The sequence below is a fragment of the Methylocella silvestris BL2 genome (assembly GCF_000021745.1).
Lineage (GTDB): Bacteria > Pseudomonadota > Alphaproteobacteria > Rhizobiales > Beijerinckiaceae > Methylocapsa > Methylocapsa silvestris.
The window spans coordinates 1,589,477-1,616,048 of record NC_011666.1; the positions used below are offsets into that span (position 1 = coordinate 1,589,477).

Consider the following 26,572-nt stretch of genomic DNA (forward strand, 5'->3'; position numbering starts at 1 on the left):
GGAAAGAGATGAAAATCAACATAGAAGCACTCCTGGATGTGGCGCATTTGCAGAACTCCTATGTCCAGGCCATCGACGACGATAAGCTTGAGAGTTGGCCAAATTTCTTTACCGACCAATGTTTGTACAAGCTGTCGCCTCGCGAAAACTACGACGAGAACCTGCCTGCCTGTTTGATCATGTGCGACAGCAAGGCGATGTTGGAAGACCGTATTGTCTCATACCGCAATGCCAACATTTACAACTGCCACTTTACGCGCCATATCGTGGGTATGCCTCGAATAACCGCGAGTAATGGGGAGACGATATCCGCAGAGACAAGTTACGCTATTTTCCAGACTCAATTAAATGGCGAGACCTCAGTTTTTCAGGTCGGACGCTATCTCGACACAATCGTCAATGATCACGGTCAGCTGAAATTCAAAGAGAAAATTTGCGTCTTCGATACATATCGGGTCCATCGTCTACTCGCCACGCCCGTATAGGAATAACGACTAAAACGCGCGGGAAGTTTCTGACGCATCTTGGGCAGCGCCGAGAGAAACCCGCCTTGATTTCAATACATCGATGCCGATCCATGGCCATTACCGGGGATAAAAAATGAGTGGCGGCGTCGTGATCGTCGGTGCAGGGCAAGCTGGCGCTCGAACAGCACTGGAGCTCCGGGCCCTCGGCTATGAAGGACGCATTACGCTTATCGGGGACGAACCGTATCCGCCCTACGAGCGGCCCAACTTGTCCAAGGAAATGATTTCCGATGTCCAGACCAAAGTGTCCTGGGTATCAGGCGAAAAGGATTATGCTGACGCGGAAATCAACATTTTCTTGGCGACCAGAGTAGAACGTATCGACCGCGCCAAACAGTCTATTTTTCTTAATGATGGAACGACGTGCGACTACGAGTACCTCGTACTGGCAACTGGTGGACGACCCCGCCAATTGCCGTTCGTAAGCTCTCGGATCTGCACGTTGCGCACCGTCGATGATGCTCTGAGAATTCGTGACTTGGCGGCTAAGGCACGCAAGGTAATCGTAGTAGGGGCAGGGGTTATTGGATTGGAAGTTGCCTCTACCCTGTGTGCAATGGGCATAGAAACGACAGTGGTGGAACAGGGGCCAGGTATCCTCGGAAGGGGGTTTCCATCCAATCTGGCGGCCTATCTTGCTGATTTACACCAAGTTGCCGGCATCCGTATCCTTACCTCGGTCGGTATCGGCGCCGTCCGTGATGCTGACGCTGAGCTGTCGGTCGAACTTGGTACCGGCGAGACCCTCACCTGCGATTTCGCGGTCGTGGGTATCGGCATCACGCCGAATGTCTCGCTGGCCGAAAAAGCGGGCCTTTCCATCGACAACGGGATAATCGTCGATAGCCAGCTACGGACGTCAGACATAAAAATCTATGCGGTCGGCGACAATGCAATAAAACGAGACGAAAACGGCCGTTTATGCCGCGTAGAAACCTGGCAGAACGCGAACCTGACGGCAACGGCGGCAGCGGCGTCCATAACGGGGCGTCCCAGAAGGGTGCCTGATGTGCCTTGGTTTTGGACCGATCAACTTGGTCATAACATCCAACTAGCCGGAAAATTTGACGAATTCACAACTAGTTATGAACGCTATGGGGTGAATGAAGGTAGTAAAGTATTCCTGTATCTTAAGAGGGATATATTGGTCGGCGCCGCGACAGTGGATGCCGGTCGAGAAATGTCGTTATGCCGGCGCCTGATTCAGGCTTGCAAGCGAATAGAGCCCGAATTGTTAGAGCCTGCCCGTCTGGATATGGCGGCATTGCAGGCGGCTCTCAAAGTTTCCTTAGTTTAGAGCCTTGTGCGGCGCTTGAATGAACGACGCGATGCCATCTCAGTAGACGGAAACGCGACACTGCCGGAGGGATTAATGGATACCACAACGCTGCAGCGCCATAGTCTATTGGAGGAGGCTCCGCCGGATCTGATTTCCAGACACGCGTGCATGAAAGTCGCGCAACATCGTCTGCATTTATGTGGCCGCTCGCTCCACGACCGCGGGTACCTTCGGCATTTGAGTTTGGGCAACGTCGACCTTTCTAGCCTCGGTTTCGGTTCAGAAGCCGTTGTCGAAGGGGCAGCGCCTGCCCATTACTACTACATTCAAATGGTGCTGTCCGGTCAACTGGGCCTCGAGTCTCAGGGGAACTCTGTTGTCGTAGATTGTAAGTCTTTGGCGGTGATTAATCCTTCTCGCAAGCTTAGTCTGCACCACTCTGAAGATTGCCGAAAATTGATTGTGCGCATTCGCAGCGATGTCGTGGAACGAGAGTTAGCAAATATCCTTGGCTCGCCGGTACGCGATCCCGTCAATTTCGTAAGTACCATGGGCGCTGACGGTCCTGGTTTGAGACGTTTAATCCGCACGATCGACTATGTCTGTCAGGAAGTGGACGACCCATTTTCCCGTTGCGAGACCGTCCACGTTTATGAACGGATCGAAGGGCTCTTGTGCTCGGCAATACTGACAGGAGTACCGAACGATTACTCTGAAGAGATCAGCCGCCTTGGTGAACATAATGGTCCTAGCTATCTTCGACGCGCGGAGCGTTACGTTAAATCCCGTTTGTCTGAGACAATTTCAATTGATGACCTCGTGAATGCTTCCGGGGCAAGTATGAGGACTTTGTACAAGGTGTTTAATACGCACCACAACGCGACGCCCATGGGCTACGTTAAGCGCATACGTTTAGAGCATGCCCGGCGAGAATTGGAGAATATCGATGGTTCAGTTAGGACCGTCGCCGAGGTTGCCATGGCAGTTGGTATGGAACATCTCGGCAATTTTGCAGCGGATTACAAGAAAATCTATCACGAATTGCCTTCAGAAACATTGCGACGAAATAGACAGTAAGTAAGTATATGTTTGTAAAGCCAACAATTCTACGAAAAGCGTTTAATTCATACGCGATATGTCTTACGCGCGGGTCACAGAGCGTGACTTTAGCCGCATCGCGTAGGAACAGGCTTGATGGAAATGAGTCCCAATACGATCCTTGGGTCGGGAATATCGGCGCTGATCTTATGATTGGAACTATGCCGGTGTCGAAGAATCTGGAGGCGGGCGCGATGGTTGGTATCAATCTCAAGTCCGACGGATTTGAGTGCGCGGTTCGGTTCGGCCTGCCCGTCACGCCCGAGGGCGTCGAAATGCTGCGGATACAGCCGAACTTTTCTCACCTCAAGGTTGCGATCGACGGGACGGCGGCGGCGCGCAAATCCAAACAATACGTCCTCCAGAAGGAGAGCAAGAACGTAATCAATCCGAAGCCTGCCACAATCGATTCCTCCGTTGGTCTGAAGTTGTGACATGGCCAGCGAACGCTTCACCCTCACTCTGGAAGGCCATGGCGCGAGCTCGGGCTATGCGGACGAACGCGTGCTGGTGGCGTTGGAGCGCGCCCAGGGTTTTGGCCAGATTAAAAACATGCCGTGCCGTCTACCCGTGGGATGTCGCCGCGGCGGCTGCGGCATCTGCCGCGTGCGTGTCCTCGCGGGCGCCTATCGCCGCGATCCGATGAGCCGGACGCATGTTTCCGTGGAAGATGAAGGCGCCGGGTTGGTGCTCGCCTGCTGCATCTATCCGCTTTCCGATCTTTCGCTGCGGCTGGAGCCTCCGGCCGCGGTCAAAGGAATGGGCCAAAAGGCCATCCAACAAGGCTGAGGAGGAATTACCATGGCTATTTCAGGGGTGCTGCGCCCAGGCTTCATCCAGCTCCGCGTGCTGGACATGCCGGGTTCGATCGACCATTACACCAAGCGCATCGGCATGCACCAGGTCACCGAGGGGCCCGACGGCCGCGTCTATCTCAAAACGGCGGACGAATTCGATCATCATTCATTCGTTCTGCGCCGCGCCGATACGGCAGGGTACGACCTGATGGCGTTCAAGGTGCTCGAGGACGCCGATCTCGACAAGTTCGAGAAGCGCATCGCCGATTACGGGATCGCCGCTGATCATGTGCCCGCCGGCGAAATGCCGGGCATCGGCCGCCGCATCGGTTTCAAGATTCCCTCCGGGCACCGTATCGAGCTATTCGCTCATTCGGAACAATCCGATCCCAAGCCGCGCGTCCACAATCCCGATGTTTGGGAAGTCGAACCGCACGGCATGCGTGCGCTCCGCTTCGATCACGCCCTGCTCTATGGTCCGGAGATCGAGAAGAACCTCAACTTCTTCGAGAAGGTTCTCGACTTCCGCTGCGCCGAGCGCGTCGACATGCCCGACGGCCTGCTGGCGATCTGGCTCAGCTGCGGCATGAAGGCGCATGACATTGCCTTCGTTAAATACCCCGAGCCGGGCAAATTCCATCACGCTGCCTTTGATCTTGAAAACTGGAACGACGTCGGCAACGCCGCCGACATCCTGACCCGCTACGACATCTCGATAGACATCGGTCCTACCCGTCACGGCATCACGCGCGGCCAGACGATCTATTTTTTCGACCCCTCCGGCAATCGCAACGAAGTGTTTACGGGCGGCTACACTTATTACCCGGACCTGCCGACCCGTACCTGGGACGAAAAAGAACTTGGGAAGGGCATCTTCTATTACGAGCGGAAGATGAATGACGCCTTCCTCTCTGTCGTGACCTAAGTGACGGTCGTCGTGAAGATCGCCATCTCGCGCATGTCGATTGCAGCCGCTGCGGCGTATGTTGCGGTGGAGGCGGCGGTGGCGCATGCCGGCGCCGTGGACCAGGCAATTGTCGCCGCCGTTGCGGATGCGAGCGGCGATCTCGTCGCGCTGCTGCGCGCCGATGGCGCCTTCAAGGCCTCTGTCGGCATCGCCCAGGACAAGGCTTATACCGCCGCCGTCTTCGGCGTCTCGACGGACGCTTTGAGCGACGATTTGGGCGCAAATCCTAGTTTGCACCTGGGCATCGCCCTGCGCCCCGGCGTGGTCCTGTTCGCCGGCGGCCTGCCGATTGTCATTGATGGTCAAGTCATTGGCGGAATTGGTGTGTCTGGCGGGTCGGAGGCGGAGGACCGGGCTTGCGCGGAAGCCGGACTAGCGGCGCTTGGGCAGGTTTGAAACACCGCACGCGGATTATGGCGATAATGCCAACAGTTCAAGGGGCCTGTAACCGGACAGGCGCGTCCAAGCCGATCGAGGAGACGAAAATGTCGGTTCAGGCATTGCAGGGGCTGGCGCAAATTCGCGTCGATACAGCGCGCCGCGACGCGGCGCATTTCATCAATGGCGAGTTCACGCAGGGATTGACCAGCAAGGGCTGGTGGGAGAACCGCTCGCCGCTCGACAACAGCGTGATAGGCCGCGTGCCGGAGGGCGGCCAGGCGGAGGTTGACGCGGCGGTGCACGCCGCCCGTGCGGCGCTCGACGGCACCTGGGGCAAGATGACGGTGGCCCAGCGGACCGATCTGCTCGCCGCAGTTGCCAACGAAATCGACGCCCGCTTTGATGAATTCCTCGCCGCCGAATGTCTCGATACCGGCAAGCCCTATAGCCTCGCCTCGCATATCGATATTCCGCGCGGCGCCGCCAATTTCAAGATGTTCGCCGATACGGTGAAGAACGTCTCGACCGAAACATTCATCCTCGACACGCCGGACGGCAAGAGCGCCGTCAATTACGGCCTCCGCCGACCCAAGGGCCTGATCGCGGTAATTTCGCCGTGGAACCTCCCGCTGCTGCTCATGACCTGGAAAGTCGGCCCGGCGCTCGCCTGCGGCAACACAGTTGTGGTGAAGCCGTCGGAAGAAACGCCGTTGACTGCGACGCTGCTCGGCGAAGTGATGAACAAGGTCGGCGTGCCGAAGGGCGTCTATAACGTCGTCCACGGCCTCGGCCCGAATTCCGCCGGCGAGTTCCTAACCCAGCATCCGCTGGTCAACGGCATCACTTTCACCGGCGAGACCCGGACCGGCGAGGCGATCATGCGCCAGGCGGCGCTCGGCGTGCGGCAGGTGTCGTTCGAATTGGGCGGCAAGAATCCGGCGATTGTGTTCGCGGATTGCGATCTGGACAAGGCGATCGAGGGCACGATGCGCTCGGCTTTCGCTAACTGCGGCCAAGTTTGTCTGGGCACCGAGCGCGTCTATGTCGAGCGCCCGATCTTCGACTCCTTCGTGGCCCGCATGAAGGGGGACGCCGAGGCCTTGAGGCTCGGACGGCCGGAAGACGGCGCGACTAATCTTGGCCCACTGATCAGTCAGGAACATCGCAGCAAGGTGCTGTCCTATTACAAGTTGGCCCTGGAGGAAGGCGCGACCCTTGTCACGGGCGGTGGCGTTCCCGACATGCCCGGCGAGCTTGCGCTTGGCGCCTGGGTTCAGCCGACCATCTGGACCGGACTCAAGGATGACGCCCGCGCCGTCAACGAGGAGATTTTCGGGCCGTGCTGCCATATCCGCCCGTTTGACACGGAAGAAGAGGCGGTCAGGCTAGCCAATTCCACGCCCTACGGACTCGCCGCGGCGGTGTGGACGGAGAACGTCTCCCGCGCCCATCGCGTCGCGTCGAAAATGGATGTCGGCATCTGCTGGGTAAACTCCTGGTTTCTGCGCGACCTGCGCACGGCCTTCGGCGGCGCCAAGCAGTCCGGCATCGGCCGGGAGGGCGGCCTTCACTCGCTGGAGTTCTATACCGAACTCTCCAACGTCTGCATCAAGCTTTGATGGCCGCCCATTCAAACCACTCAGGAAGGACGCCATTGTGTCGGACCAAGCGATAAATCACGTCGCAGACAAGATTTTCGAAGCGCATCGCGTCGGCAAGCCGAGTGCGCCGGTGCGGGATCTTTTGCCCGAAGGGGCGATCGACCAGGCTTATGCGGCGCAGGAGGTCAATACGGGCCGCTGGCTCGCCGAAGGCCGTCGCCTGGTTGGTCGCAAGATCGGCCTGACCTCGTTGGCAGTACAAAAGCAGCTTGGCGTTGATCAGCCTGATTACGGCATGTTGTTCGACGATATGGCCGTGCCGGACGGCTGGGATATCGGGCGCAAGCAATTGATCCAACCCAAGGTAGAAGCCGAGGTCGCCTTCGTGCTCGATCACGATCTCGATCAGGAGCGCCTCACCATCGCGGATGTGATCCGCGCCGTGGCCTTCGCTCTTCCGGCGATCGAGGTGGTGGATTCGCGCATCGTCGATTGGAAGATCGGCATTCTCGACACCATCGCCGACAACGCGTCATCGGGGCTCTATGTCCTCGGCGCGACGCCCAAGAAGCTCAAGGATCTCGATCTGCGCGCAGCCGGCATGGTCATGGAAACCGCGGGCGAGCCGGTCTCGGTCGGCGCGGGCGTGGCCTGCCTCGGCGATCCTCTCTCCGCCATGCTTTGGCTGGCAAAAACCATGGCCCGGGTCGGGCGTCCGCTGAAAGCGGGCGACACGGTGCTGTCGGGCGCGCTCGGTCCCATGGCGCCGGTCAAATGGGGCAACGTTATTGAAGCGCGGATCGCCGGCCTCGGCTCGGTGCGCGCGGCCTTTGCGAAGGAGCAAGCATAATGGAAAAGATTCCCTGCGCGATCATCGGTTCGGGCAATATCGGCACCGACCTTATGATCAAGATCATGCGCATGTCGAAACATCTGGAAATGGGCGCGATGGTCGGCATCGACCCCAAGTCGGACGGTCTGGCGCGCGCCGCGCGCCTCGGCGTCCCAGTGACGCATGAGGGCATCGATGGCCTGCGCAAGCTCCCCAATTACGGCGACATCCAGATCGTTTTCGACGCCACTTCGGCCGGCGCCCATGTCCACAACAACGCCATCCTCCAGAAGGACGGCAAAAAGGTGATCGACCTCACCCCGGCGGCGATTGGCCCCTTCACCATTCCGGCGATCAATGGCGACGCCAATATCGATGAGCCTAATATCAACATGGTCACCTGCGGCGGCCAGGCGACGATCCCGATGGTGCGCGCCGTGCGCCGCGCCACGGACCGCGTCATTTGGGGCGAGATCGTCGCCTCGATCTCGTCGAAATCCGCCGGTCCCGGCACCCGCGCCAACATCGACGAATTTACCGAGACGACCTCGAAAGCGATCGAGATTCTTGGCGGCGCAGAACATGGCAAGGCGATCATCATTCTCAACCCCGCCGAGCCGCCGCTGATCATGCGCGACACCGTGTTCACTTTGTCGCAGGGCGGCAGCAGAGAATCCATCGAGCAGTCGATCCTCGACATGGTCGCCGCCGTTCAGAAATATGTGCCCGGCTACCGCCTGAAGCAGAAGGTGCAGTTCGAAAATATCGGCGACAACGCGCCGGTGCGCATTCCCGGCGTCGGCCTGTGCTCCGGCCTGAAAACCACGATCATGCTCGAGGTGGAAGGCGCGGCGCATTACCTGCCGGCCTATGCCGGCAATCTCGACATCATGACCTCCGCGGCTCTGGTCTCTGCCGACCATTGGGCGGCCAAGCAATTGCAGAAGGAGGCCGCGTGATGGCCCGCATCAATCCGAACAAGCTATACGTCCAGGATGTCACGCTGCGCGACGGCATGCATTCGGTGCGTCACCAGTACAGCCTTGACGCGGTGCGCGCCATCGCCCGTGCGCTCGACCGCGCCCACGTCGACGCCATCGAGATCAGCCACGGCGACGGCATCACCGGCTCGACCTTTAACTACGGCTTCGGCGCGCATGACGATACCGAATGGATCGCAGCGGTGGCCGGCGAATGCAAGTTCTCGCGCATCACTGTGCTGCTACTGCCGGGCATCGGCACCGTGCATGATCTCAAATATGCCTGTGAGGCCGGCGCGCGTAGCGTGCGCGTCGCCACCCATTGCACGGAAGCGGACGTTTCGCGCCAGCATATCGAGGCGGGCCGCAAGCTTGGCATGGATACGGTCGGCTTTTTGATGATGGCGCACATGGCGCCGGTGGAGAAGCTGGTCGAACAGGCGCTGCTGATGGAAAGCTATGGCGCCGAATGCGTCTATGTGACGGATTCGGCTGGCGCGCTGCTGCCGAAACAGTACGCCGAACGCGTAAAAGCGGTGCGCGGCGCGCTGAAGCCCGAGACGGAAATCGGCGTGCACACCCACCACAATCTGACCCTTGGTGTCGCGAACGCCGTGGCGGGAATTGAGGCAGGCGCCGTTCGCGTCGACGCCTCGCTCGCCGGCATGGGCGCGGGCGCCGGCAACGCGCCGCTCGAAGCTCTGATCGCGGTGCTCGACCGGATGGGAATCGAGACCGGCTGCGACCTGCACATGTTGATGGACGCGGCGGACGATCTCGTGCGGCCCCTGCAGGACCGTCCGGTGCGGGTGGACCGCGAGTCGCTTTCACTCGGCTACGCCGGCGTCTATTCGAGCTTCCTGCGCCATGCGGAAAGCGCCTCGAAACTCTATGGCGTCGATACGCGCGACATCCTCACCGAACTCGGCAAGCGGCGCATGGTCGGCGGCCAGGAAGACATGATTGTCGACGTCGCGCTGGACATTCTCAAATCACACGGGGCGGAGGCGGCCCAATGAATGACATCGTCAAATTCGCCGAAATCGTCGACGAGGCCGCGCGGATCGCGAAGGCGATCCCGCAGTTCACGACATCGGCGCCGCTCGGCGTGGACGAGGCCTATGACGTCCAGGCGCGCTCCATCGAAAGGCGCCTTGCGCGTGGCGAGAGCCTCGTCGGCGTGAAAATGGGACTCACCTCTCGCGCCAAGATGATTCAGGTCGGCGTCGATGAAGTCATCTGGGGCCGCCTCACCGACGCCATGCGGCTCGAGGAAGGCGGCGCGCTATCGAAGAAGCGCTACGTCCACCCGCGCATCGAGCCGGAGCTCGCCTTCCTGATGAAGCGCGAACTGTCGGGGGACGTTTCGGCGGCGGAAGCCTTGAGCGCGGTCGAGGCCATCGCCCCGGCGATGGAAATCATCGATTCGCGCTATGAGAATTTCAAATTCGCTCTGCCGGATGTCATCGCCGACAATTCCTCGTCATCCGGTTTCGTCGTCGGAAACTGGGGGCGTCCAGACCAGGATTTCTCCAATCTCGGCATCGTCATGGAAGTCGACGGACGCGCCGTCCAGATCGGCTCGACGGCGGCGATCCTCGGCCATCCCACCCGCTCACTTGTCGCGGCGGCGCGGGTCGCGGCCTGCATTGGCGGCCTGAAGCCCGGTTGGATCGTCCTGGCTGGCGGCGCCACCGCCGCGCACCCGCTGAGCGTCGGCCAGCATGTGCGCACTATCATACAGAATCTCGGTTCGGTCTCGATCAGCATCACGGACTAAACCATGCCCATCGTCGAAATCACACTGATCGAAGGCCGCTCGGACGAGGCGAAGGAACGCCTCCATGCGAAGGTCGCCGACGCCATTCACGAGGCGATCGACGCGCCGAAAGAAGCGATCCGCATCATCATCCGCGAAGTGCCGCCGCTGCATTTTTCGGCCGGCGGCTTGGCCAAAGCGAAGCCTGCGGCGAAATCATGAAGGGCCAACGAACGACCCGCTGGAGGGGTTGCGGTTAAAGTTACGCCACCATGCCAAGGTCGATCAAAATAGAATATAGTGTTCCTTGGAGTCGATTGGCGTGGCGTTGTGCGGATCGGCTCCAGAAACCGAAGGTCGCTGGAGCCGATCTTTCCAATTAAGGAAGCTCCGCAAAAGGGACGGATTCCGGCTGTCTACAAGACTGCTAAGTTTGTATGAGACCCACACGGGTATGCGCTATGAAGCAGCTCACGTTCTCTGGGACGGTTTAAAACGTTCAGGCAATACGGCGGCCGGCGTTTCTCGCCGAGATTGTGAGATCGCGTGGAATGCCGCCGGGGACCGCTTTCTGGTCTATGGGGCGTCGAATATGCTGTCGCCGACAAGTCGTCCGGCCACGCCGAATATCGCTACATCGAGTTCGGCCACACGCGCCTGTATTCGACGGTTTTTGGCGACGACGTCGTCTTCGCTCCGTACGCTAAACCACCGTTTCATCCCGAACTGCGTTCAGTTTGCTTCAGCCACAATTTCGATACGTTCGGTCCGGCTGCCGTCGCGAAGTACTGAGGCGCATTTTTCACATTCGACTTTCGAGGGGCAAGAGAGACAAAGCCCAGCCAGAAATAGGGAGGCCCTCTTCAATCCCAGGTCCGGAGGTGCCGAACGAATTTGACCGGTTAACGTCGGTATGGAAATTGAGTGGCGTGCCCGAGGGGGACTTCTTTGTCAGCAGCGACTTTTGAGCAGCCATCTGAAACAGCGGTCGATTCTCGACATGGAATTAGGCCCGCACAAAGGGATTCGTCGAGATGCAGGATCGAATAATTTCGTACAAGGCGGGTAGTGTAAACTCGTCGCCTTCCTTGAACGGTGATGTATGCATGGCGATTCCCCGGCTGACGGAGGAGCCGAAATTTGGCGGATGAACTCCGAGATCTGCGCTGGGCGATCGTCGCATCGCAGCATAGAAGCCTGAGACAGGCGGCCGAGGCGCTGAACGTTCGGCAGTCGACGCTCAGCCGGCGTCTGCGTGATCTGGAGCATCGGCTGGGCGCCTCGCTGTTCGAGAGGACCACCGGCGGGATGCGGCCGACGGCAGCCGGCCGGGAATTTCTCGAGATGGCGCGGCGCATCGTCGACGATGTGGACGCCGCTTTTGCGAGGCTGAAAACCCACTCCCGCGGCGAAAGCGGCGGTCTGACCGTCGGCGTCTGCGCGGCGCTTTCCGCCGGCAATCTGCGCGCCACCCTCATGGAGCATCAGGATCGCTTTCCCAACGTCGACGTCAAGGGCGTCGATGGACGCCGCGTTGGCCTGCTCTCCGACCTCTCGGCAGACGCCATTGACGTCGCCATCATGACCGCTGGTTCTGCCGCCTGGGCGGATAAGGCGCTCCCGCTGTGGAGCGAGCGCGTCGTCGCCGCCGTTCCTGAAGGCCACCCTCTTTACGACCACGAGGTCATCCAATGGCCGAGTTGGAGGGCGAGACTATCCTTGTCACCGAGCGCGACCGGGGCCCTGACTACGAGCGTCTTTTACTGACGAAGCTGGGTTCGTCGCGGGAATGCCGCCTCATGCGGCACAAGCTGGTGGTCGAGCGTCTTCTGAGCTTCGTCGGCGCCGGGCTTGGCCTTACTCTCGTCGCGGAAGGCGCGACCGGCGCAGCCCATCTGGGCGTCGCTTATCGCGAGGTTCAGGACGGCGACGGCCCCACCCGCCTGAACTTCGTGGCCTACTGGCGGGAGGCCAACGCCAATCCCACGCTCGCGCCGTTCCTCGACATGCTGCGCGAGCGCTATCCGGATCTGTCGGCGCCGGGAACGTCCGCAGACGAGGACTGAATTGGCCTGCCTCTCCGCAATTTGGCGAAGGCGCGATCAGTCGTCATGAAGCGCTGGATCATCGGCGCGATGAGCTTTGTCGGCTCTGGCGCGGCCTGATCGCTTTGCCGCCCAATCGCCTCGGCGTAAGCGGCCAGGTCGCGGAACACGGCGGCCGGTAGCTCGATAGTAAGCTTTTGACCGGTTTGTCGTCTTCGATCGCCGCGAGCTTCAGTTTCGTCATCGACTTGCCTCCTCTGCGTAAGGCGCCAGCACCAGGTCGCGGTTGACGATGACGCGCACCGGAAATCCCGGCCGGATGGTCAGCGTCGGCTGGATGTTGAGCTGGCGACGCACGATCTGCTCTCCCGTATTGCTGATCGAATCCTGCGAGCCCTGGCGCAGCGCGCGGATGAGATCGCTGTCGTTGCTGCCGCTGGCACCAAGGTCCGTTCCGACGCCGAGCAAGGTCGAAAGCATGGCGGCCTTGGCGAGATCCCACCAGTGGTTGTCGACCTCGTCCTCAAGGCCGGCGTAGCCCTGCGCGTCCGCGCCCTCCTGCCGCTCCAACACGATCGATTGGCCGTTCGGCATGATGAGGCGGGTCCAGACCAGCAGGACGCGGCTTTGGCCGAAAGCGACATCGCTGTCATATTGGCCGATCAGCCGCGCGCCTTGCGGGATCAGGAGATATTTGCCGGTCGGCGTGTCATACACCGCTTCCGTCACCTGGGCGGTGATCGCGCCCGACAGATCGGAGCGGATGCCCGTAATGAGCGCGGCCGGGATGACGGTGCCCGCCTGCACGATAGAGCGCGAAAGCGGATCGGCGAGCCGATCCGAACTGACGGTCCGTCGGTCGGCGGGAGCACTGACGAAGGCGACCTTGCGGTCCTGCATGTTTTGAACGGCGTTGGGATCGATCGGCGGCGCTTCAGCCGGGACGGCGAGCAGCGCGCCCGACGTGGCGACGGCTGCCGCCGGCGCCGGCGCGGCGCTGCCCGGCTGCCGCTCCGTTGGCGCGAAGAGACGGCTGACCCGCGCCGCCTCGATTTCCTGTAAGCGATGCTGCTCCGCGGCGTCGCCTCCCGTTGCGCCGATTGCCGGAACCGTCTGGTTCTGCGAATTGAGGATCGGCCGGCCGAGATCGCCGGGCAAGGGCGGACCGAGTTTTGGAACGCCGGTGTAGTCTTTCGACAGATTGGCGAGGCCGTCTGGCGTCGCGCGGTTCTCGGTCGAATAGAGTTCCTTGCCCGCGTTGTCGCCGCGTCGGCTCTGGAGCGCATAGAACAGCGCTCCCGCGACGCCGAAGGCGGCGATTGCTCCCAGCCCGATCAGGACTTTGCGCGACAGGCGGGTGACGCGCGGCGGCTCGGCGCGCAGCCGCAGGTCCGGTTCGGCATGGCGTGGCCGCGGCGCAGCCTCCCCGTCGTCGTCGGCTTCCGTCATGACCGCAATCTTCCGTCGGTGCGGACGATGCGAACGCGGCGCTCACTGTCCTTGTCGCCCAGCCGCAGTTCGGCGGCGCCAAACAGTCGGTCGACGATGTAGTAGTTTTGCCGCACGCGATAATTGACCAGTTCAGAGCCGCCGGCCGGGCCGATGACGAAGAGCGGCGGCGTCTCACCCTGCCGGATGCCGGAGGGAAATTCAATATAGACCTTCGAGCCGTCATCGAAGGCGCGTAGCGGCCGCCACGCCGGATTGTCGCCCTGGATCTCATAGCGGAAGTTCAGCTTCGAAATATCGACGCCGGAGGCGACCGGTTGCGCGGTTTCGGCGACGACATTCTGGCGGCGGAGCGCGATCAGCTGGTCTTCCGGATATTGCCAGGAGACCGAGGCCATATAGGTTTTTTCGGTCGAACGCAGTTCGAGAAGGTAGGTGCGCCGGTCGGTGTTGATGATGAGATTGGTCTGAAGGTCCGGCCGGGTCGGCTTGACGAGGATATGGATTTTTGGTCGCGCCTGCGCCGCTCTCCGTCTCGCCGATGATCCAGCGCACCGTGTCGCCGGCGGCGACGGGACCCGAGCCGACGAGCTGCTCGCCTTCCTGCAGACCGACGTCGGTGATCTGGCCGGCGGCGGTATAGACCTGATGGAGCGCGCCGGCGGAAAAGGGATAGACTTGGACGGCGTTGATGAAGCCGTCGCGCACCGGCTGCACGCGCGCCGCGGCGTTGGCCTGGTTGACGCGGACCGTCGGATCGCCCGGCTCCGGCGGCGATTTGAGGCCAGGGACCGGTTTGAGCTGGCCGGGAAGCGGCAAGGGCTTTGGAATCTCGACGACCCTGACGGGCTTCGGCGGCTCGCCTGCGAGGACTGCCGGCGCCGCATCGTCATAGGCGATGTCGGGCGGCGTAAATTTTGCGGCGCAGCCGGTCAGCGCAAGACCGGACAGCAGGAGAACCGGCCATGCGGGTTTGCGGAACGGTGGAAATCCGGTTTTGAGCGAAGCGGGCAAAACGGATTCACCGAAAGCCGGAACGACATATTTGTGCGGAGCCGGAAGGTCGGCTTTTGAAAAAGCGGCATGGTCATCAGCCGAGCTCCTTCGACCAGTTGATGGCGTTGATGAAGATTCCGAGCGGATTTTGGCGCAGCCGCTCGGCGTCGCGCGGCGGTTGGATCGCGATGGTCAGAATGGCGGTCCAGCGCCACGTCTCGGCGAGCGCGCCGTCCTGGTAGCGGTGCTGAGTCCAGGCGACGCGAAAGCTGTCGGGCGAGGCGCGGATCACGCTCGAGACGTCGACGGCGATCTGCTGCTTGCCGATCTTAGTGAAGGGATCGTCGGCGCGGGCATAGTCGTTGAGCGCCATCGCGCCGCTCGCCGTGGTGAAGTCATAGGCGCGCAGCCAGTTCCGCCGCACAATGATCGGATCGGCCGCGATCGAGCGGACCTCCTCGATGAAGCGAGCGAGATGCCAGGCGATCTGCGGATCGCCCGGCGTGTAGTCGGCCTCGGCCGGCGCGATCGCCTGCGCCTCGCCGAGCTTGTCGACCTCCACCACCCAGGGGACGATCGTGCCGGTGGCTGATTGCCGGACGAGGCCGAAGGCGAGGCCCGCCGACAGGAAGAGCGAACCAAACGCCATCAGCCGCCAGTTCCTGGCCTGGACGCGGGCCGAGCCGATGCGCTCGTCCCAGACCTGCGCGGCTTTCTGATAGGGCGTTTCGGGTGCGGGCGTGCGGCCGTAGCGCACCGACGATCGCTTGAACATCAGGGATTCTTTTCGGAGAGATCGACGGCATGGCCGCCGCCAGCGCTGTCGCCCGCGCGCACGGCGTGGGCCGCCGTCGAGACGCCATGACGGATGGCCTGACTGCGCTTGAGGCGGGACGCCCAGGCAGGCGGCGCAGACGTCGCCGTCGTCGATCCGGAGCCGGCATAGGACGCCTCGGCCGCCGCCGCGCCGCCCTCGACCGTCCCCATGGTCGATGAGCCTCCGGTGGCGGCAAACCCGGACCTCGCGCCAGACCCAAAACTGCCCTTTACCGCGTCTGTGTCAATTCGCTTTGAAAGCTGTCCCCGCTTTCGCTTTGAATGTTAGCCCCCTCGGTTAGAGCCCGGAAGAGCGGGAACAGCGGCGGCGTCGCTGGTCGGGGTTGCAGAGCCGCGGCTGTTTCGCCGGCCATGGGGCGCTTTGTTGGTTGATGGTCAGACGCGGTTCTTGAAGCGCCAGCTCTCGTTGCCGGTCTCGACGATATCGCAGTGATGCGTGAGCCGATCGAGCATGGCGGTGGTCATTTTGGCGTCGCCAAAGACTTGCGGCCAATCGGCGAAGGCAAGATTGGTCGTGATAATGATCAAGGTGTTTTCATAGAGCTTGCTGATCAGATAGAACAACAGCTGCGCGCCGGCGTGGCTGAACGGCAAATAGCCGAGTTCGTCGATGACGATCAAATCCTGACGCAGCATGGCTTCGACGATCCTGCCGCTTTTTCCGGCGGCCTTTTTCTGTTCGAGCTTGTTGACGAGGTCGACAAGGTTGAAGAAACGGCCGCGCGCTCGGGCGCGAATGACGGCGGCGGCGATGGCGATCGCCAGATGGGTTTTGCCTGTGCCTGTGCCGCCGATCAGGATGAGATTACACTTGGCGTCGATGAAGTCTCCGGTGGCGAGTTCGCGGATCAGGCCTTCGTCGGCAGGCGTGTCTTTGAAGACGAAGGCGTCGAGATCTTTCAGCACGGGGAACTTGGCGCCGCTGATGCGGTAGTTGATCGATCTGGACTGGCGATGCGCCAGTTCGGCGCGGATCAGGCTGCCGAGCAGCGGGTAGAGTTCTTCGCGCCGCGCCAGCCCTTTGCCGGCGATCTCGTCGAAACTGGCGCGCATTCCGTAAAGCTTCAATCCGGTCATGGCGTCGATGATCTGATGACGCTCCATAGCGCATCCTCCCTTCTTTTGCGCAGATTGTCGTAGCGGGCGCAGTCGGCGACGGGCTCGGCTTTGAGTTTGAGCGCCTCGGGCGTTGTGATGCTTGGCGGCGCCGGAGGTTGGCGGTTGCGGGCGAGGATCGCCACAACGACGTCGCCATTGGCGACGCCGGCCTCCAAGGCTTCGGCGCAAGCCTCGTAGACAACTTGATCGCGCTTGAAGCTGCGTGGGTGATCCGCGACAATCTCCTCGCCGAGGAGAGCCACAATGCGATCGGCGTAGACGCGCACCAGCACAGCGCGCCCCGCCGCCTTGGCGTCGACGCTGTATTTGTTCCGATCATGCGCGATCAGGCAGGTTGTCGTCGCGCGCATCGGCTTCTCGATGAACCCGCGAACGGGCCGAGGAAGGGCATGAGGCGCGGCCGTTCTTCCTCGAACACTTCAAAGATCGTCCGATCCCTGAACTCGGGGTGCTTGACCCGTTTGGCGTAGGAGACGCATTGCTCGGCCAGCCAAGCATTCAGCTCATCCAGCGACTTCACCTTTGGCTTTGGCCGGAACAACACGTCGCGCATCGTGCCGACCTGGTTCTCGACCTGGCCCTTCTCCCAACCGGCGGCAGGCGTGCAGGCTACAGGTTCGACGAGATGATGCGAGCAAAGTTGGAGAAAGCGCCGGTTATACGTGCGGGCGCTGCCGACGAAGACGGCCTCCACCGCCGTGCGCATGTTGTCATAAATCCCGCGCCGGCAGACGCCGCCATAAAAAGCGAAGGCGCGATCGTGCGCGTCGAACACCATCTCCTGCGTCTCGCGGAAATAGGCGCGCACGAAAGGCATGCGGCTGTAAGCGAGCCGCATCTGCGCCAGCTTCACCGTCAGCGGCAATCCCTGAAGCTCTATCGCCTCATGGCTCCAATCGAACTGATGGGCTTCGCCCGGATCGAACCGCAGCGGACTGAAAGCCTGCGCCGGCGCCCGGGCCCGTTCGGCGCGCCAGCTCTTGACGAACCGATGCACACTGTCATGCGCGCCGTCATAGCCCCGGCCGCGGAGTTCCTCGAATAAACGGATGGTCGAGCGCCGCTCGCGTCGCGGCAGCTTGGCCTCCGCCTCCAGGATCGCTGTCAGCGTCTCCACCCAGTCGCCCAGCTTGCGCTGCGGCTGAACCGTGCGCTTGTAGGCGAACTCCGTCACGCCGGAGCGCAGAATTTTGCGGACCGTGTCGCGCGCAATCCCCAGCTCCAGCGCGATCCGCTTGATCCCTTTGCCGTTCTGGAAATGCTCGAACCGGATCCGCGCGATCGTCTCCACGCCCATCATCCCCAGAGCCCTCCGCAAAGCCGGAAGGATCGCTGAAAGCCGAACTAGGGGGACAATCTTCAACGCGAAATCAGCCCCTCAAGGGGACAACATTCCACGCGATCTCACATCGTGTATCCGCGCCTCATAGAAGGGGCACGTCGCGGACCGCCCGAAGACGTTGGCGGACCCTGGAATTATTCCGGCTTCCTCGAAGCAATCGCCGATCCTAACCACGAGCAGCATGCCAAGCTCAGCGAGTGGAGCGGCGGCAATTTTGATCCAAACGACCTCGCCGTCGACGACATCAATGCCGCGTTCGCCCAACTCGCAAAACAGAAGAAGCCGCGATCAAAAACATCATCCCCCGTCTCGAAAAAACATGTCGATTGAAAACACGACGGTCGTGGTCTGACGCTTACCTACAATGAGGTTCGGCCTCACAGCGCAATTGGCAATAAGCCGCCGATTTCGCAGGTTAATGGTTCACCGGCTCCTTCGCCGCCATGAGCCAAAACTCGCGAAAATTCCAGTTCTGCCTGGCCTAAAAAGGGGGAGCGGTTCATCTCGGGCCAGAGCTAACTTCAAGCTGGATAAGCCTCAGGGGGCAAGGTCAACCAACTACCAGAACAAACTCAAAGCCGGATAGAAGTTGGCGGCAACGTCAGCAGGAGGTCAACCCCAGTTGCTTAACGTCCGACGTAGGTAAACATCGCCCAGTCCGCCGGTGATTTAGCAATGTTTGCGGCCATTGCCTGCCTCAAAGCTTCTGGAAAATTCTCTGTTGTTAAATGCGTTTCTACCGAACTTAACGAATTGAAAAGTTCCGCCACGGAATATGGATTAATTTGCCACCTTGAAACGACGACTCCGCGAGCGCCAGCTTCGAAGAATGCCCGCGCAAGCCCTGACAATGCCTCCTGGCTTTCATCGGCCGAATCAGTGTTGCATCCCACCAGGATGACTAAGTCAGCGCCAACGTCGGATGCTTCGATGGCAGAAGCATCTATCTGCTGTTCTTCCAAAGACATCCCCGGCGCGACGCGAACGACCAAGGCCGGATAGCCAGCAAAATTCCTCCCTACTGCATGGGTCGCAAATGCCAGTGCGTAGACCGAGTCGGGAAGATGTCTAACAACGTTCTCAACAGAATATTCTTCACCACTATAAATGCGGGCTGGCCCCGAGATAATTCGGCCTAGACTTTGGAGAATATCCAAAGTTCTCGGTTCACGGCATATTGGGTTTGCCGCTCCCCCGCCGCTCCAGGCAGACGTAACGCAATTAACTCCCGTGACGAGCGGGTCACCGAATCCTACGAAGCCCACGTCCGAGTTCCGGCGTCCATTTGGGTTCCTCAGCACATAGTACGCGGACAAAGATGGCACCATTCGAATGGCGTAGCGCTCGCCCAACCAATATTCCTCGGACGCTGATCTCCCGCCCCGTAAAGCTGCAAAAGGAATTTTAGCTACTGAGTTATCTGCGACGATAATCAGTTCCTTCTTGTCTGAAAGAAATCTATCAATCTTTAAAAACAAGCGGGAATACAGAAGGCGCGACTGCTCGTTCGCATTTTCCTTCGCGGCCACGCGCCCAACAAAGGTGTCGACGTCCGCGGCTAGGCCGTCCGTATAACCCAAGTCAACAAAATCGACCCGCCCTCGGGTAACAATAAACGCATAAATAGTAAGTTTAAACTCAACAAATCTAATAAGGGCCTCACTCTCGTGCAGCTTTTCCTGAACATCTTTGAGTTTTATTTGCCCAAGCTGGGTTGCCTTCACGAACGCGCTATCAGATAAAAGATTATCCCGAGCGCGGCGGGCTTGCTGGAGGGTTTTATTAAGCGCTTCAACTTCTTCGCTATCGACGCCATGCCCTGAATACTCGCTTTCGTTCAACTTTTGTTGCAATCTGCTCCAATTAACATATTCTTTATCATAAAGGCGCGCTTCGGGTGCTAATTCGGGCTTTAAAATCGCGCGTGTAGCCGCACGACCCAGTGCGCGACCGGCTGCCGAGGAATCCATCCACTGTATGGCGCCAAACAACTCCTCCTTTTCTAGTGACGTCAACTCCCTCTTTTGTCCGAGAACTGCGCCGATAACCTCATCAACACTGGAATTGAGAAATTGCTGCTGTTCCACCAGAATTTGAGATGGCGAGAGTATCACCCGTCGCGACAATGCTTCATATCGCTGGATCCCGTACTTCAACGCTGCCCTGGCGAATTCCAATCGATACCCGGCGCCACCCTCACGAGCCTCGAAATTCGCGGCTGCATCGGAAGATAGCCGCTCTTTATCAAAATCTTCCGCGCGCGCGATCTTGGTCCGATAGGTGATCGCATCGTTTTTTAGCGACTCGCGCCACTCTTTGTCGAGAGTCGTTGGTTTGTTTTGGCTCGACTTTGGTGCTTTGGACGTCCTAGCCAACCCAGCGGCGATACTGTCGAAAATGGTCTCATAACTGAATGAAGACGTGCTGTCGCCGACGAGCCGGCGGGCCTCTTTATAGCATGAGCCTGCTTGCTGGGCCTCCTTAATGTTCTCTAGCATCGTCGCGTAGTCAATCAACAGCGAGACCAATCCCTCCACACCTGTATCATCGTCGACGAGTTCTACCTTGCGTTTGTATTTTTGTTTGCTAAAGTTTATTATCAAATTAGATTTGTCTACAATCGTCTGGACGACCATCGGATCACTGGTGTGAAAATCGTGGTCGATATATTCAAAACCGACGATATCAATGTATGGCTTTAACAGGTCGAAGTCACTGGGTTCTTTACTGCGAATATTAGCGAACATTTTCCCAAGCGTTCTATCAATCAATTTTATTGCCTCAGAATATCCATTTGCCCTCCGTACTAGATCTGCTTTGCTGGTAATGAGGGACCGATATCGCCAATTTTCGGTCAATTGGCGCTTCTCCATTAGAGCTACCGCCCCGTCTAAAAGCCGCTCGCGTTCTTCACGAATACGTGGCCTAACGTTTAAAGAGTTTTCCAGTTCGAGCTTTCTCAACCGAGACTGCAAATCGATCGCTTGCTGAAAATCGGTCGCTGAGTTTCCATCGTTCAAAAGTCGCAGTGCAGAGTCTACGTTCGACGCCGCTAGAGCGGCAGGCGCCCCAGCCACGGCATCGCTCAATGGGGCCGCCGCCCCAGCTCCCTCGGCGACGGGCGGTTTAGCGGTCTCCGTTTGGGTCGCAATGGGAGCTTCGGGCGCGGGCGGCCGCGGCGGGTCATCCGAGGGTGTTTTGATGAGGCCTGGAGCGGTTTGCGGGGGCTGTTTGCTTTCATTAACAAAAGGTTTGCCGCCCAGCGGCAAGTCCGGCGGATCTTCTACCGCGCTGAGGGGCAGCGGATGGTTTTTCATATAATCCAATAGACGCCGTCCAGCTTCCGAAGAGGAAAATGTCCCCCTCTCGCTCGTTCGCCTCTCTATAAATTGGAATAACAACACCGCTGAGCGATCATCGTGATTGCCCCGACTGCTATGGGTTAGCATTCCTGCTAAATGCGCCAATGCTTCTAATGCTTCCGGGGAGTCACGGCCGAACTTTTTTTCAATGAATAATTGCCATTTCCAGGCGCTAAGCCGGGCATCATCCGTGTATCCCGCCGAGGAAATTGACTCTATGGCCGCCAACGCGTTCGTCGCTCCGACCAAATAGTCGTCCTCCGCGATCCTTAAGATGTCCGCGCTGATCCTAAGCTGACGCGGGTCACCATCGCGAAGGTTCAATCGGGTCCGCTCGAGAAGTTCGAGATGGTCGGCAGAAGATAAGGCATTATATTGTTTTGCAAGGTCAAGCCCGGTAAACAAATCGTTTCGAAACACATCGGGATTTAAATCCTTACGATTATCGATGTCGCTAATAACAGCTTCTGCACTGCGAACCATCAATTCCGAAATAAGCCTTGCGCTCAGCGGGTCGCCTAGTGTCTTTTCACGCGTTGCCGTGGCGGCGGCCTCCCTTAATAAAACTAACGCATGTGTATAGTCGCTACCTTTAATTAACGCCAGCGTTGCATTACGGAATAAGGCAGCTCTCGATTGCGGCGCAACTTTGATTCTTTCCACCGTCTGCAGGGAGACGGGTTTCTCTAAAATTAAATCGGTCAGCGCTACCATTGTCTGGCATTCGCCAATCAGGGGTTTAATCTTAGTTACAGTCGCAGCGAGGCAGGCTCTCTTGTATTCCTGCTGAGCAATCTCATTTTCATCCTGGATAAGGCTAGCGTAGGCGAGGTTCAACATCCAGCGAACATTCTCTGTATTTTCGCTAGCGCCTAGGAGAGCGCGCTCAGCGATCGAATGTGCTTGCGATCCATCGGACCGTTGTACAGCTGCCTCAAACTCCTCCCCCATTGAAACCGTGGGACCAGAATAGGCCGGGTGGATGCAGATGGTTGCCGCGATGGCCAGCGCCGCAAAAAGCCGAGAAAATAGGAGGAACCCCATTTATCACCTCCCTGCGTCTAACAACCAGTCTTGGAACACTTGCGTGGTCAACTCCTCCAACGCACTTCGCTGCGACGGCGTCTTTGCCAAGTCGAGGGGAGCCCAGCCGAAAGTCGATGATTGAGAGTTACTGGCGCCCTCTCCAAGAACCGATCCGGCAGTTCTCGCCGGAACGAATGCGGGCAAAAAGGCCAGAGCCACGGGCTCCCGATCAGCGATCGATACAATCTTACCGAAGCCGACTGCGCCTGTCACGTTTACAGCTGGTGTGTAGGACAGAAATTCGGAGAGTCGGGCCGTTGCGGTAGCGCTATCGTCATAATTCAAGGATATCCGTCGTTTCCCCGTGTACAGACGGCCGATTACGACTGGCGCGCGATCGCCGACCGGCTTACTGGATACAACGCTTACAAGATCCCGACATTCAGTACGATTCAGGGTCGTCTTCAAATCATATTCCGACACTATTTGCTCTTCAACGTCGTCGAAGTTTATATCTACAATTTCGGCCTGTTTTCCGCTGGCGCCGATTTCAAATAATTTCTTTAATCTAAACAAAAACCCGACTGAGGCGTCATTGTTAGAACGAAAGGACGGAATCGCATAGGGTGACGATCGAATTTTTAGGCGAGGGAAGCAACGGTCCCCGCCAAACAACAAATGGGACATTGTCGGATCCCATGCATCTCCAATGTGATAGTTGGAGCCAAAGAGTGGAATTGGGCCCGGGGTCAACGCACGAAGGTGAGTCGTTATCCGGTCCTGTATTGATTGCAATATTTTATTAAGGTCATCTGCATGGCCTGCCCTTGGAAAAAGAGTTACGACCGACACCACCACTAGATACAGCCTTCTTTTAAACATTACGGGACACCTCTCCGAAAAAGACTCTAAAACAATTCTATCTCATCAGCAATCAGACGCGCATTTAACGTATTGTGGCTCGCAGTACTCTTTTCTATCCAAGCCGCCAATAGCAACACAATGCTTATACACGATTTTGCATAAAGAAATACATGTTCGAGTCTGCGACTGCCGGAAATCACCGTCGGGTATTAACGGCCGATCGTCGATTGCATAGGCCCTACTACAATAGAGCACGGCGAACAAAGAAAGGGTCAAGTTGAGTTTTCGCATTTTGACCACATTAAAGTTGCGGTTTTATAATCAAAACGACTGTCGGGCCGCTCCCCTCAATCGTCACACTCTTTTGATTTTTTGTCGCCAGATTGAACCGCTCCCCTTTTTTAGGCCAGCGCCTGACCTCATTATAGTCTCTACGCTAAACCTCCATTTTCTCCCGGGCGTCTTCGAGGCTCATGAACCAATGGGCATTCAGGCATTCCGCGCGGACTTGCCGTTGAACGACTCGATGAAAGCGTTGTCGGTCGGCTTGCCAGGCCGCGAAAAGTCGAGCACGACGCCTTTTTGATTGGCCCACAGATCAAGGTCTCGCGCGAGATGAATTCGGAGCCCTGATCCACCCGGATCGTCTTCGGATAGCCGACCCTCCTGCAGATCCGCTCCAGGGTCAAGACGACATCCTCGCCCCGATAGGAGAAGCGGGGATCGACAGCCGGAGAGAACCGGGAAAACGTGTCCACTATAGTCAACACCCGAAGCTTCCGGCCTGTCGCCAGTTGGTCATGCACAAAGTCCATCGCCCAGGTTTCATTGTGCTGCATGGCGGCGCATCGGTCGTCCCGCAGTTTGGCCTTCACGCGCCGCTTCGGCGTCTTGTTCAGCAATTGCAGGCCAAGATCCTTGTAAAGCCGATAGATCCGCTTGGCGTTCACCGCCCAGCCTTCCCGCCGCAGCAGCACGTGAATGCACCGATAGCCGTAGCGCACACGCGTTTCGGCAATCTCCTTGATCCGCTGTTTGAGGTCGGCCTGGCCGCCACGCTTCGACTTGTAGACGTAAAGCGCCCGACCAACGCGTAGCGCCGAACAGGCCCGCCTGACCGACACCTTCCAATCCGATCGAACGGCGTCGACAAGCTCCCGCTTGCGGCCAGGCCTTACAGCTTTTTTGATAGCACATCCTGCAGCATGGCCTTGTCGAGCGACAGGTCAGCGACGATCCGCTTCAGCTTGGCGTTTTCTTCCTCGAGCTGGCGCAGCCGCTTCATCTCGGATGGCATCAGGCCGGCGTATTTCTTGCGCCAGTTGTAAAACGTCGCATCCGAAATGCCCGCCTTGCGATAGACCTCGGCGATGGCGACGCCGTCCTCCGCCTGCTTCAAAATGAGGGCGATCTGCGCCTCCTTGAACTTGCTTGCCTTCATGGAATTCTCCTTGGTCCCGGTCGGGGATCATAATTGGAAAATTCCAGTTCAGAATGGCCTAATTTAGCGGGAGCAGGTCATCGGTTTGAATGTTAGTGCATGGGATCGGTTGACGCCATGTTTGGGGTGGGCGAGCGCGCGAGCGAGTATTTGCTGTCGTCGAAGCGCACCCGGCTACTCCTGAAGACCGACGCCGGCACCGCGTGAGATCCGTCGAACCGGGCTGCATAGGAAACGAGCTGCGGCCGCACCGCTTCGAACACCTACCATTTCTGCGCTTTTATTACGGTCTCCAACTCAATCTCGTTGACTTCGCCTTTAACGTGTTGTTCACTACCGCATTAATGTTAAGAGTGAGAATTTTTTTAGACCATTTTCATCATAAAGAAAGACCCATAGTCAGTAGAGCGAGCGCGGTCGTCCAGCGATTACGGCGGCGGCGGCACTACTCGTTCTCAGCCGCATTTTATTGCTTCGCGGAAGGAAGGGGCGGTGAACGATAGTGGTGACACCGGTGGGGGCCGGGAAGCTTCTGAAGTCGATCCTTCAGGATCCCAGATCACTCGACGCGGCTTGCTGCAAGGTGTAGCTGCATCGCCCACCCTTTTGTCTTCCGAGGCATGGGCCTTGGTGCCCGTCAAATACGAACTCACATTAAGTCTGTCGCAGAATGATCGTCTGCTGACAATCGCCGAGCGGCCGATATTCGATGCCGCAGTAGCACCCAAGGAGGACAAGCAGAGGAACCCAAGTTGGTTCATTTATGCAGAACTATTTGGACCCAAAGCGTGGTTCGATTTGACCAAACCAGCATCGGATGACCATAGGACCTTGAACATACATAATTGCAAATTCGGTGGTCATACCGCCGAATTTACTTTCAAATTTTCAAGGAAAGACGACCAAGCTTGCTGGTTCATCGAGCTTCTCACCAACTTCTGGAATCCCACTGATCGCGAGCCCGTGAGCGGTTCGGAGGTCACAAGGATTTCCTTTGCAGAGTTTGTCGCCGCGCCCGCAAAGGGCCTGAAAACTCATGTCCCCTTGTGCCGAGTCGACGCAGTTCTGCGGCGAATTTTTCGAGATCACATCCGTAGTGCGCATCATATGACGGCGACATGCGAAGTCACCTTCGAAAGCCAATTGCAATGGAATATTTCAGCGGCGTCCCCTAAGAGCTTTTCCGTTTTCGGGGGCCAAGCCCTGTTGAAGGATTTTTCATTCGGCTGGCGGACCGATCTCGATGAGATCACGGGAGAAGGCATTGCTGGCGACATTTTCCTTGCCGGTCGCGGTGCCGTCCAGCAGGATGGGTTTGACAAATCGAAAGTCGTCGTTGGCGTCGGTCACTGCGCCGATCTCAGTCTGCAGCGACCAGAGGAATTGCGCGCATTCGAAGTGCGTATCGGTGTTTCGCCGCTGGATCCCGCGCTCGAACAGACAGTCTCGCGACTGGCGGTGGGTCAAACCAAAATTGCCATCAAGAACGAATCCGGCACGCTAGCCGGCGATGTGACGGTCAGCGACGTGGTGGTGTCGCAGACGGTGCTGCCCAAAACCAGATCGTTGCGTACCGTTATCTTCGGAAGCGCGGGCGTGACACCGGATCCGGACGGCAAGATGCCGTTGCGCGCGGAGGAGGTTCCGACCCCGATCGGGCGACTGACCCTTGCCGCCTTGCCACCCGATGAAGCTGCGAAGACCGCCGACCAGCAACCGGGCGCTGCCGGCGGCTTCAAGCCGCCAGTCACGCAGGCGAAGGTAAAAGACGACCCAGCCGCACGTAAGAAACAGGATGAAGCGGCTGCCCGCAAAAAGGAGCGCGAACTGTTCTTTCGCGCAGCTTGCGGCGACAGGGGTGGGGCGCGTC

Annotated in this window: 22 protein-coding genes and 5 pseudogenes; 17 read left to right on the forward strand and 10 right to left on the reverse strand. The window is 58.8% G+C overall.

Annotation, left to right across the window (positions count from 1 at the left end):
* Positions 1 to 8 precede the first annotated feature (8 nt).
* The 16 genes from MSIL_RS07520 (at position 9) to MSIL_RS21915 (ending at position 12,287) form a co-directional block, all read left to right on the forward strand.
* Positions 9 to 485: an aromatic-ring-hydroxylating dioxygenase subunit beta gene (locus MSIL_RS07520; RefSeq protein ID WP_012590498.1), complete on the forward strand. Its 477-nt coding sequence runs from the start codon at positions 9 to 11 to the stop codon at positions 483 to 485.
* Between the two features lie 115 nt (positions 486 to 600).
* Complete coding sequence (locus tag MSIL_RS07525) at positions 601 to 1,824, forward strand: NAD(P)/FAD-dependent oxidoreductase (RefSeq protein WP_012590499.1); 1,224 nt, start codon at positions 601 to 603, stop codon at positions 1,822 to 1,824.
* 75 nt (positions 1,825 to 1,899) lie between these two features.
* Complete coding sequence (locus MSIL_RS20630) at positions 1,900 to 2,883, forward strand: AraC family transcriptional regulator (RefSeq protein ID WP_012590500.1); 984 nt, start codon at positions 1,900 to 1,902, stop codon at positions 2,881 to 2,883.
* A 182-nt stretch (positions 2,884 to 3,065) separates the two neighbouring features.
* The gene (locus tag MSIL_RS07530) at positions 3,066 to 3,338 is read left to right on the forward strand and encodes a hypothetical protein (protein ID WP_041367744.1); all 273 of its coding nucleotides are present in this window, start codon (positions 3,066 to 3,068) and stop codon (positions 3,336 to 3,338) included.
* Position 3,339: 1 nt separating this feature from the next.
* On the forward strand, positions 3,340 to 3,693 hold the full coding sequence (locus MSIL_RS07535) for a 2Fe-2S iron-sulfur cluster-binding protein (RefSeq protein WP_012590501.1): 354 nt from the start codon (positions 3,340 to 3,342) through the stop codon (positions 3,691 to 3,693).
* A 12-nt stretch (positions 3,694 to 3,705) separates the two neighbouring features.
* Positions 3,706 to 4,626 carry a catechol 2,3-dioxygenase gene (locus MSIL_RS07540; RefSeq protein ID WP_012590502.1) on the forward strand — a complete coding sequence of 307 codons (921 nt, stop codon included), beginning with the start codon at positions 3,706 to 3,708 and terminating at the stop codon, positions 4,624 to 4,626.
* Positions 4,627 to 4,638: 12 nt separating this feature from the next.
* On the forward strand, positions 4,639 to 5,064 hold the full coding sequence (locus tag MSIL_RS07545; protein WP_041368730.1) for a GlcG/HbpS family heme-binding protein: 426 nt from the start codon (positions 4,639 to 4,641) through the stop codon (positions 5,062 to 5,064).
* 89 nt (positions 5,065 to 5,153) lie between these two features.
* Positions 5,154 to 6,668: a 2-hydroxymuconic semialdehyde dehydrogenase gene (locus MSIL_RS07550; protein ID WP_012590504.1), complete on the forward strand. Its 1,515-nt coding sequence runs from the start codon at positions 5,154 to 5,156 to the stop codon at positions 6,666 to 6,668.
* A 124-nt stretch (positions 6,669 to 6,792) separates the two neighbouring features.
* Positions 6,793 to 7,500, forward strand: coding sequence for a 2-keto-4-pentenoate hydratase (locus MSIL_RS07555; RefSeq protein ID WP_280110216.1), 708 nt, complete (start codon positions 6,793 to 6,795; stop codon positions 7,498 to 7,500).
* The gene (locus tag MSIL_RS07560; protein ID WP_012590506.1) at positions 7,500 to 8,441 is read left to right on the forward strand and encodes an acetaldehyde dehydrogenase (acetylating); all 942 of its coding nucleotides are present in this window, start codon (positions 7,500 to 7,502) and stop codon (positions 8,439 to 8,441) included. The genes MSIL_RS07555 and MSIL_RS07560 overlap by 1 nt, the downstream gene beginning before the upstream one ends.
* Positions 8,441 to 9,481 carry a 4-hydroxy-2-oxovalerate aldolase gene (dmpG, locus tag MSIL_RS07565; protein ID WP_012590507.1) on the forward strand — a complete coding sequence of 347 codons (1,041 nt, stop codon included), beginning with the start codon at positions 8,441 to 8,443 and terminating at the stop codon, positions 9,479 to 9,481. The genes MSIL_RS07560 and dmpG overlap by 1 nt, the downstream gene beginning before the upstream one ends.
* Positions 9,478 to 10,242 carry a 2-keto-4-pentenoate hydratase gene (locus MSIL_RS07570; protein ID WP_012590508.1) on the forward strand — a complete coding sequence of 255 codons (765 nt, stop codon included), beginning with the start codon at positions 9,478 to 9,480 and terminating at the stop codon, positions 10,240 to 10,242. The genes dmpG and MSIL_RS07570 overlap by 4 nt, the downstream gene beginning before the upstream one ends.
* Before the next feature lie 3 nt (positions 10,243 to 10,245).
* On the forward strand, positions 10,246 to 10,443 hold the full coding sequence (locus MSIL_RS07575) for a 2-hydroxymuconate tautomerase (protein WP_012590509.1): 198 nt from the start codon (positions 10,246 to 10,248) through the stop codon (positions 10,441 to 10,443).
* Positions 10,444 to 10,767: 324 nt separating this feature from the next.
* A complete protein-coding gene (locus MSIL_RS07580) occupies positions 10,768 to 11,013 on the forward strand; it encodes a hypothetical protein (RefSeq protein ID WP_041367748.1) in 246 nt (81 codons plus the stop codon).
* A gap of 348 nt (positions 11,014 to 11,361) precedes the next feature.
* Positions 11,362 to 11,988: a LysR family transcriptional regulator gene (locus MSIL_RS07585; RefSeq protein ID WP_244406233.1), complete on the forward strand. Its 627-nt coding sequence runs from the start codon at positions 11,362 to 11,364 to the stop codon at positions 11,986 to 11,988.
* A gap of 32 nt (positions 11,989 to 12,020) precedes the next feature.
* Entirely contained in the window at positions 12,021 to 12,287 is a 267-nt protein-coding gene (locus MSIL_RS21915; protein WP_244406234.1) for a type 2 periplasmic-binding domain-containing protein, read from the forward strand.
* On the opposite strand, the pseudogene MSIL_RS20635 reads toward MSIL_RS21915, so the two are convergent.
* The 7 genes and pseudogenes from MSIL_RS20635 to istA all read right to left on the reverse strand — a co-directional run bounded on the left by MSIL_RS20635 (position 12,242) and on the right by istA (position 17,967).
* Positions 12,242 to 12,510: pseudogene (locus tag MSIL_RS20635) on the reverse strand (DUF2274 domain-containing protein). The gene MSIL_RS21915 and the pseudogene MSIL_RS20635 sit on opposite strands and share 46 nt — an antisense overlap.
* Entirely contained in the window at positions 12,507 to 13,715 is a 1,209-nt protein-coding gene (locus tag MSIL_RS07590) for a TraB/TrbI/VirB10 family type IV secretion system protein (RefSeq protein ID WP_012590511.1), read from the reverse strand. Before MSIL_RS07590 ends, MSIL_RS20635 begins: the two are co-directional and overlap by 4 nt.
* Positions 13,712 to 14,729: pseudogene (gene trbG, locus MSIL_RS07595) on the reverse strand (P-type conjugative transfer protein TrbG). Before trbG ends, MSIL_RS07590 begins: the two are co-directional and overlap by 4 nt.
* Before the next feature lie 76 nt (positions 14,730 to 14,805).
* On the reverse strand, positions 14,806 to 15,486 hold the full coding sequence (gene trbF, locus MSIL_RS07600; protein WP_012590512.1) for a conjugal transfer protein TrbF: 681 nt from the start codon (positions 15,484 to 15,486) through the stop codon (positions 14,806 to 14,808).
* Positions 15,486 to 15,698, reverse strand: coding sequence for a conjugal transfer protein TrbL (locus tag MSIL_RS07605; RefSeq protein WP_012590513.1), 213 nt, complete (start codon positions 15,696 to 15,698; stop codon positions 15,486 to 15,488). The genes trbF and MSIL_RS07605 overlap by 1 nt, the downstream gene beginning before the upstream one ends.
* A 225-nt stretch (positions 15,699 to 15,923) precedes the next feature.
* On the reverse strand, positions 15,924 to 16,652 hold the full coding sequence (gene istB / locus MSIL_RS07610) for an IS21-like element ISMsi1 family helper ATPase IstB (protein WP_012590514.1): 729 nt from the start codon (positions 16,650 to 16,652) through the stop codon (positions 15,924 to 15,926).
* Positions 16,622 to 17,967, reverse strand: a pseudogene (gene istA / locus MSIL_RS07615) (IS21-like element ISMsi1 family transposase). Before istA ends, istB begins: the two are co-directional and overlap by 31 nt.
* A 60-nt stretch (positions 17,968 to 18,027) precedes the next feature.
* Between istA and MSIL_RS07620 the strand changes: the two are divergent.
* Positions 18,028 to 18,339, forward strand: a pseudogene (locus tag MSIL_RS07620) (IS1096 element passenger TnpR family protein); the annotation flags it as partial.
* Between the two features lie 296 nt (positions 18,340 to 18,635).
* On the opposite strand, the gene MSIL_RS07625 reads toward MSIL_RS07620, so the two are convergent.
* The 3 genes and pseudogenes from MSIL_RS07625 to MSIL_RS07635 all read right to left on the reverse strand — a co-directional run bounded on the left by MSIL_RS07625 (position 18,636) and on the right by MSIL_RS07635 (position 24,702).
* Positions 18,636 to 22,415: a CHAT domain-containing protein gene (locus MSIL_RS07625; protein WP_012590515.1), complete on the reverse strand. Its 3,780-nt coding sequence runs from the start codon at positions 22,413 to 22,415 to the stop codon at positions 18,636 to 18,638.
* Positions 22,416 to 22,418: 3 nt separating this feature from the next.
* Complete coding sequence (locus tag MSIL_RS07630) at positions 22,419 to 23,084, reverse strand: hypothetical protein (protein ID WP_148213051.1); 666 nt, start codon at positions 23,082 to 23,084, stop codon at positions 22,419 to 22,421.
* A gap of 478 nt (positions 23,085 to 23,562) precedes the next feature.
* A pseudogene (locus MSIL_RS07635) lies at positions 23,563 to 24,702 on the reverse strand (IS3 family transposase).
* Between the last annotated feature and the right edge of the window lie 1,870 nt (positions 24,703 to 26,572).

Coding starts and splice junctions, on each gene's coding strand:
- MSIL_RS07625 (WP_012590515.1), bottom strand. CDS start 22,415: ATGGGGTTCCTCCTATTTTCTCGGCTTTTTGCGGCGCTGGCCATCGCG.
- MSIL_RS20630 (WP_012590500.1), top strand. CDS start 1,900: ATGGATACCACAACGCTGCAGCGCCATAGTCTATTGGAGGAGGCTCCG.
- MSIL_RS07550 (WP_012590504.1), top strand. CDS start 5,154: ATGTCGGTTCAGGCATTGCAGGGGCTGGCGCAAATTCGCGTCGATACA.
- MSIL_RS07520 (WP_012590498.1), top strand. CDS start 9: ATGAAAATCAACATAGAAGCACTCCTGGATGTGGCGCATTTGCAGAAC.
- MSIL_RS07630 (WP_148213051.1), bottom strand. CDS start 23,084: ATGTCCCATTTGTTGTTTGGCGGGGACCGTTGCTTCCCTCGCCTAAAA.
- MSIL_RS07575 (WP_012590509.1), top strand. CDS start 10,246: ATGCCCATCGTCGAAATCACACTGATCGAAGGCCGCTCGGACGAGGCG.
- istB (WP_012590514.1), bottom strand. CDS start 16,652: ATGGAGCGTCATCAGATCATCGACGCCATGACCGGATTGAAGCTTTAC.
- MSIL_RS07590 (WP_012590511.1), bottom strand. CDS start 13,715: ATGACGGAAGCCGACGACGACGGGGAGGCTGCGCCGCGGCCACGCCAT.
- MSIL_RS07530 (WP_041367744.1), top strand. CDS start 3,066: ATGCCGGTGTCGAAGAATCTGGAGGCGGGCGCGATGGTTGGTATCAAT.
- dmpG (WP_012590507.1), top strand. CDS start 8,441: ATGGCCCGCATCAATCCGAACAAGCTATACGTCCAGGATGTCACGCTG.
- MSIL_RS07605 (WP_012590513.1), bottom strand. CDS start 15,698: ATGGGGACGGTCGAGGGCGGCGCGGCGGCGGCCGAGGCGTCCTATGCC.
- trbF (WP_012590512.1), bottom strand. CDS start 15,486: ATGTTCAAGCGATCGTCGGTGCGCTACGGCCGCACGCCCGCACCCGAA.
- MSIL_RS07540 (WP_012590502.1), top strand. CDS start 3,706: ATGGCTATTTCAGGGGTGCTGCGCCCAGGCTTCATCCAGCTCCGCGTG.
- MSIL_RS21915 (WP_244406234.1), top strand. CDS start 12,021: ATGCGGCACAAGCTGGTGGTCGAGCGTCTTCTGAGCTTCGTCGGCGCC.
- MSIL_RS07535 (WP_012590501.1), top strand. CDS start 3,340: ATGGCCAGCGAACGCTTCACCCTCACTCTGGAAGGCCATGGCGCGAGC.
- MSIL_RS07525 (WP_012590499.1), top strand. CDS start 601: ATGAGTGGCGGCGTCGTGATCGTCGGTGCAGGGCAAGCTGGCGCTCGA.
- MSIL_RS07560 (WP_012590506.1), top strand. CDS start 7,500: ATGGAAAAGATTCCCTGCGCGATCATCGGTTCGGGCAATATCGGCACC.
- MSIL_RS07570 (WP_012590508.1), top strand. CDS start 9,478: ATGAATGACATCGTCAAATTCGCCGAAATCGTCGACGAGGCCGCGCGG.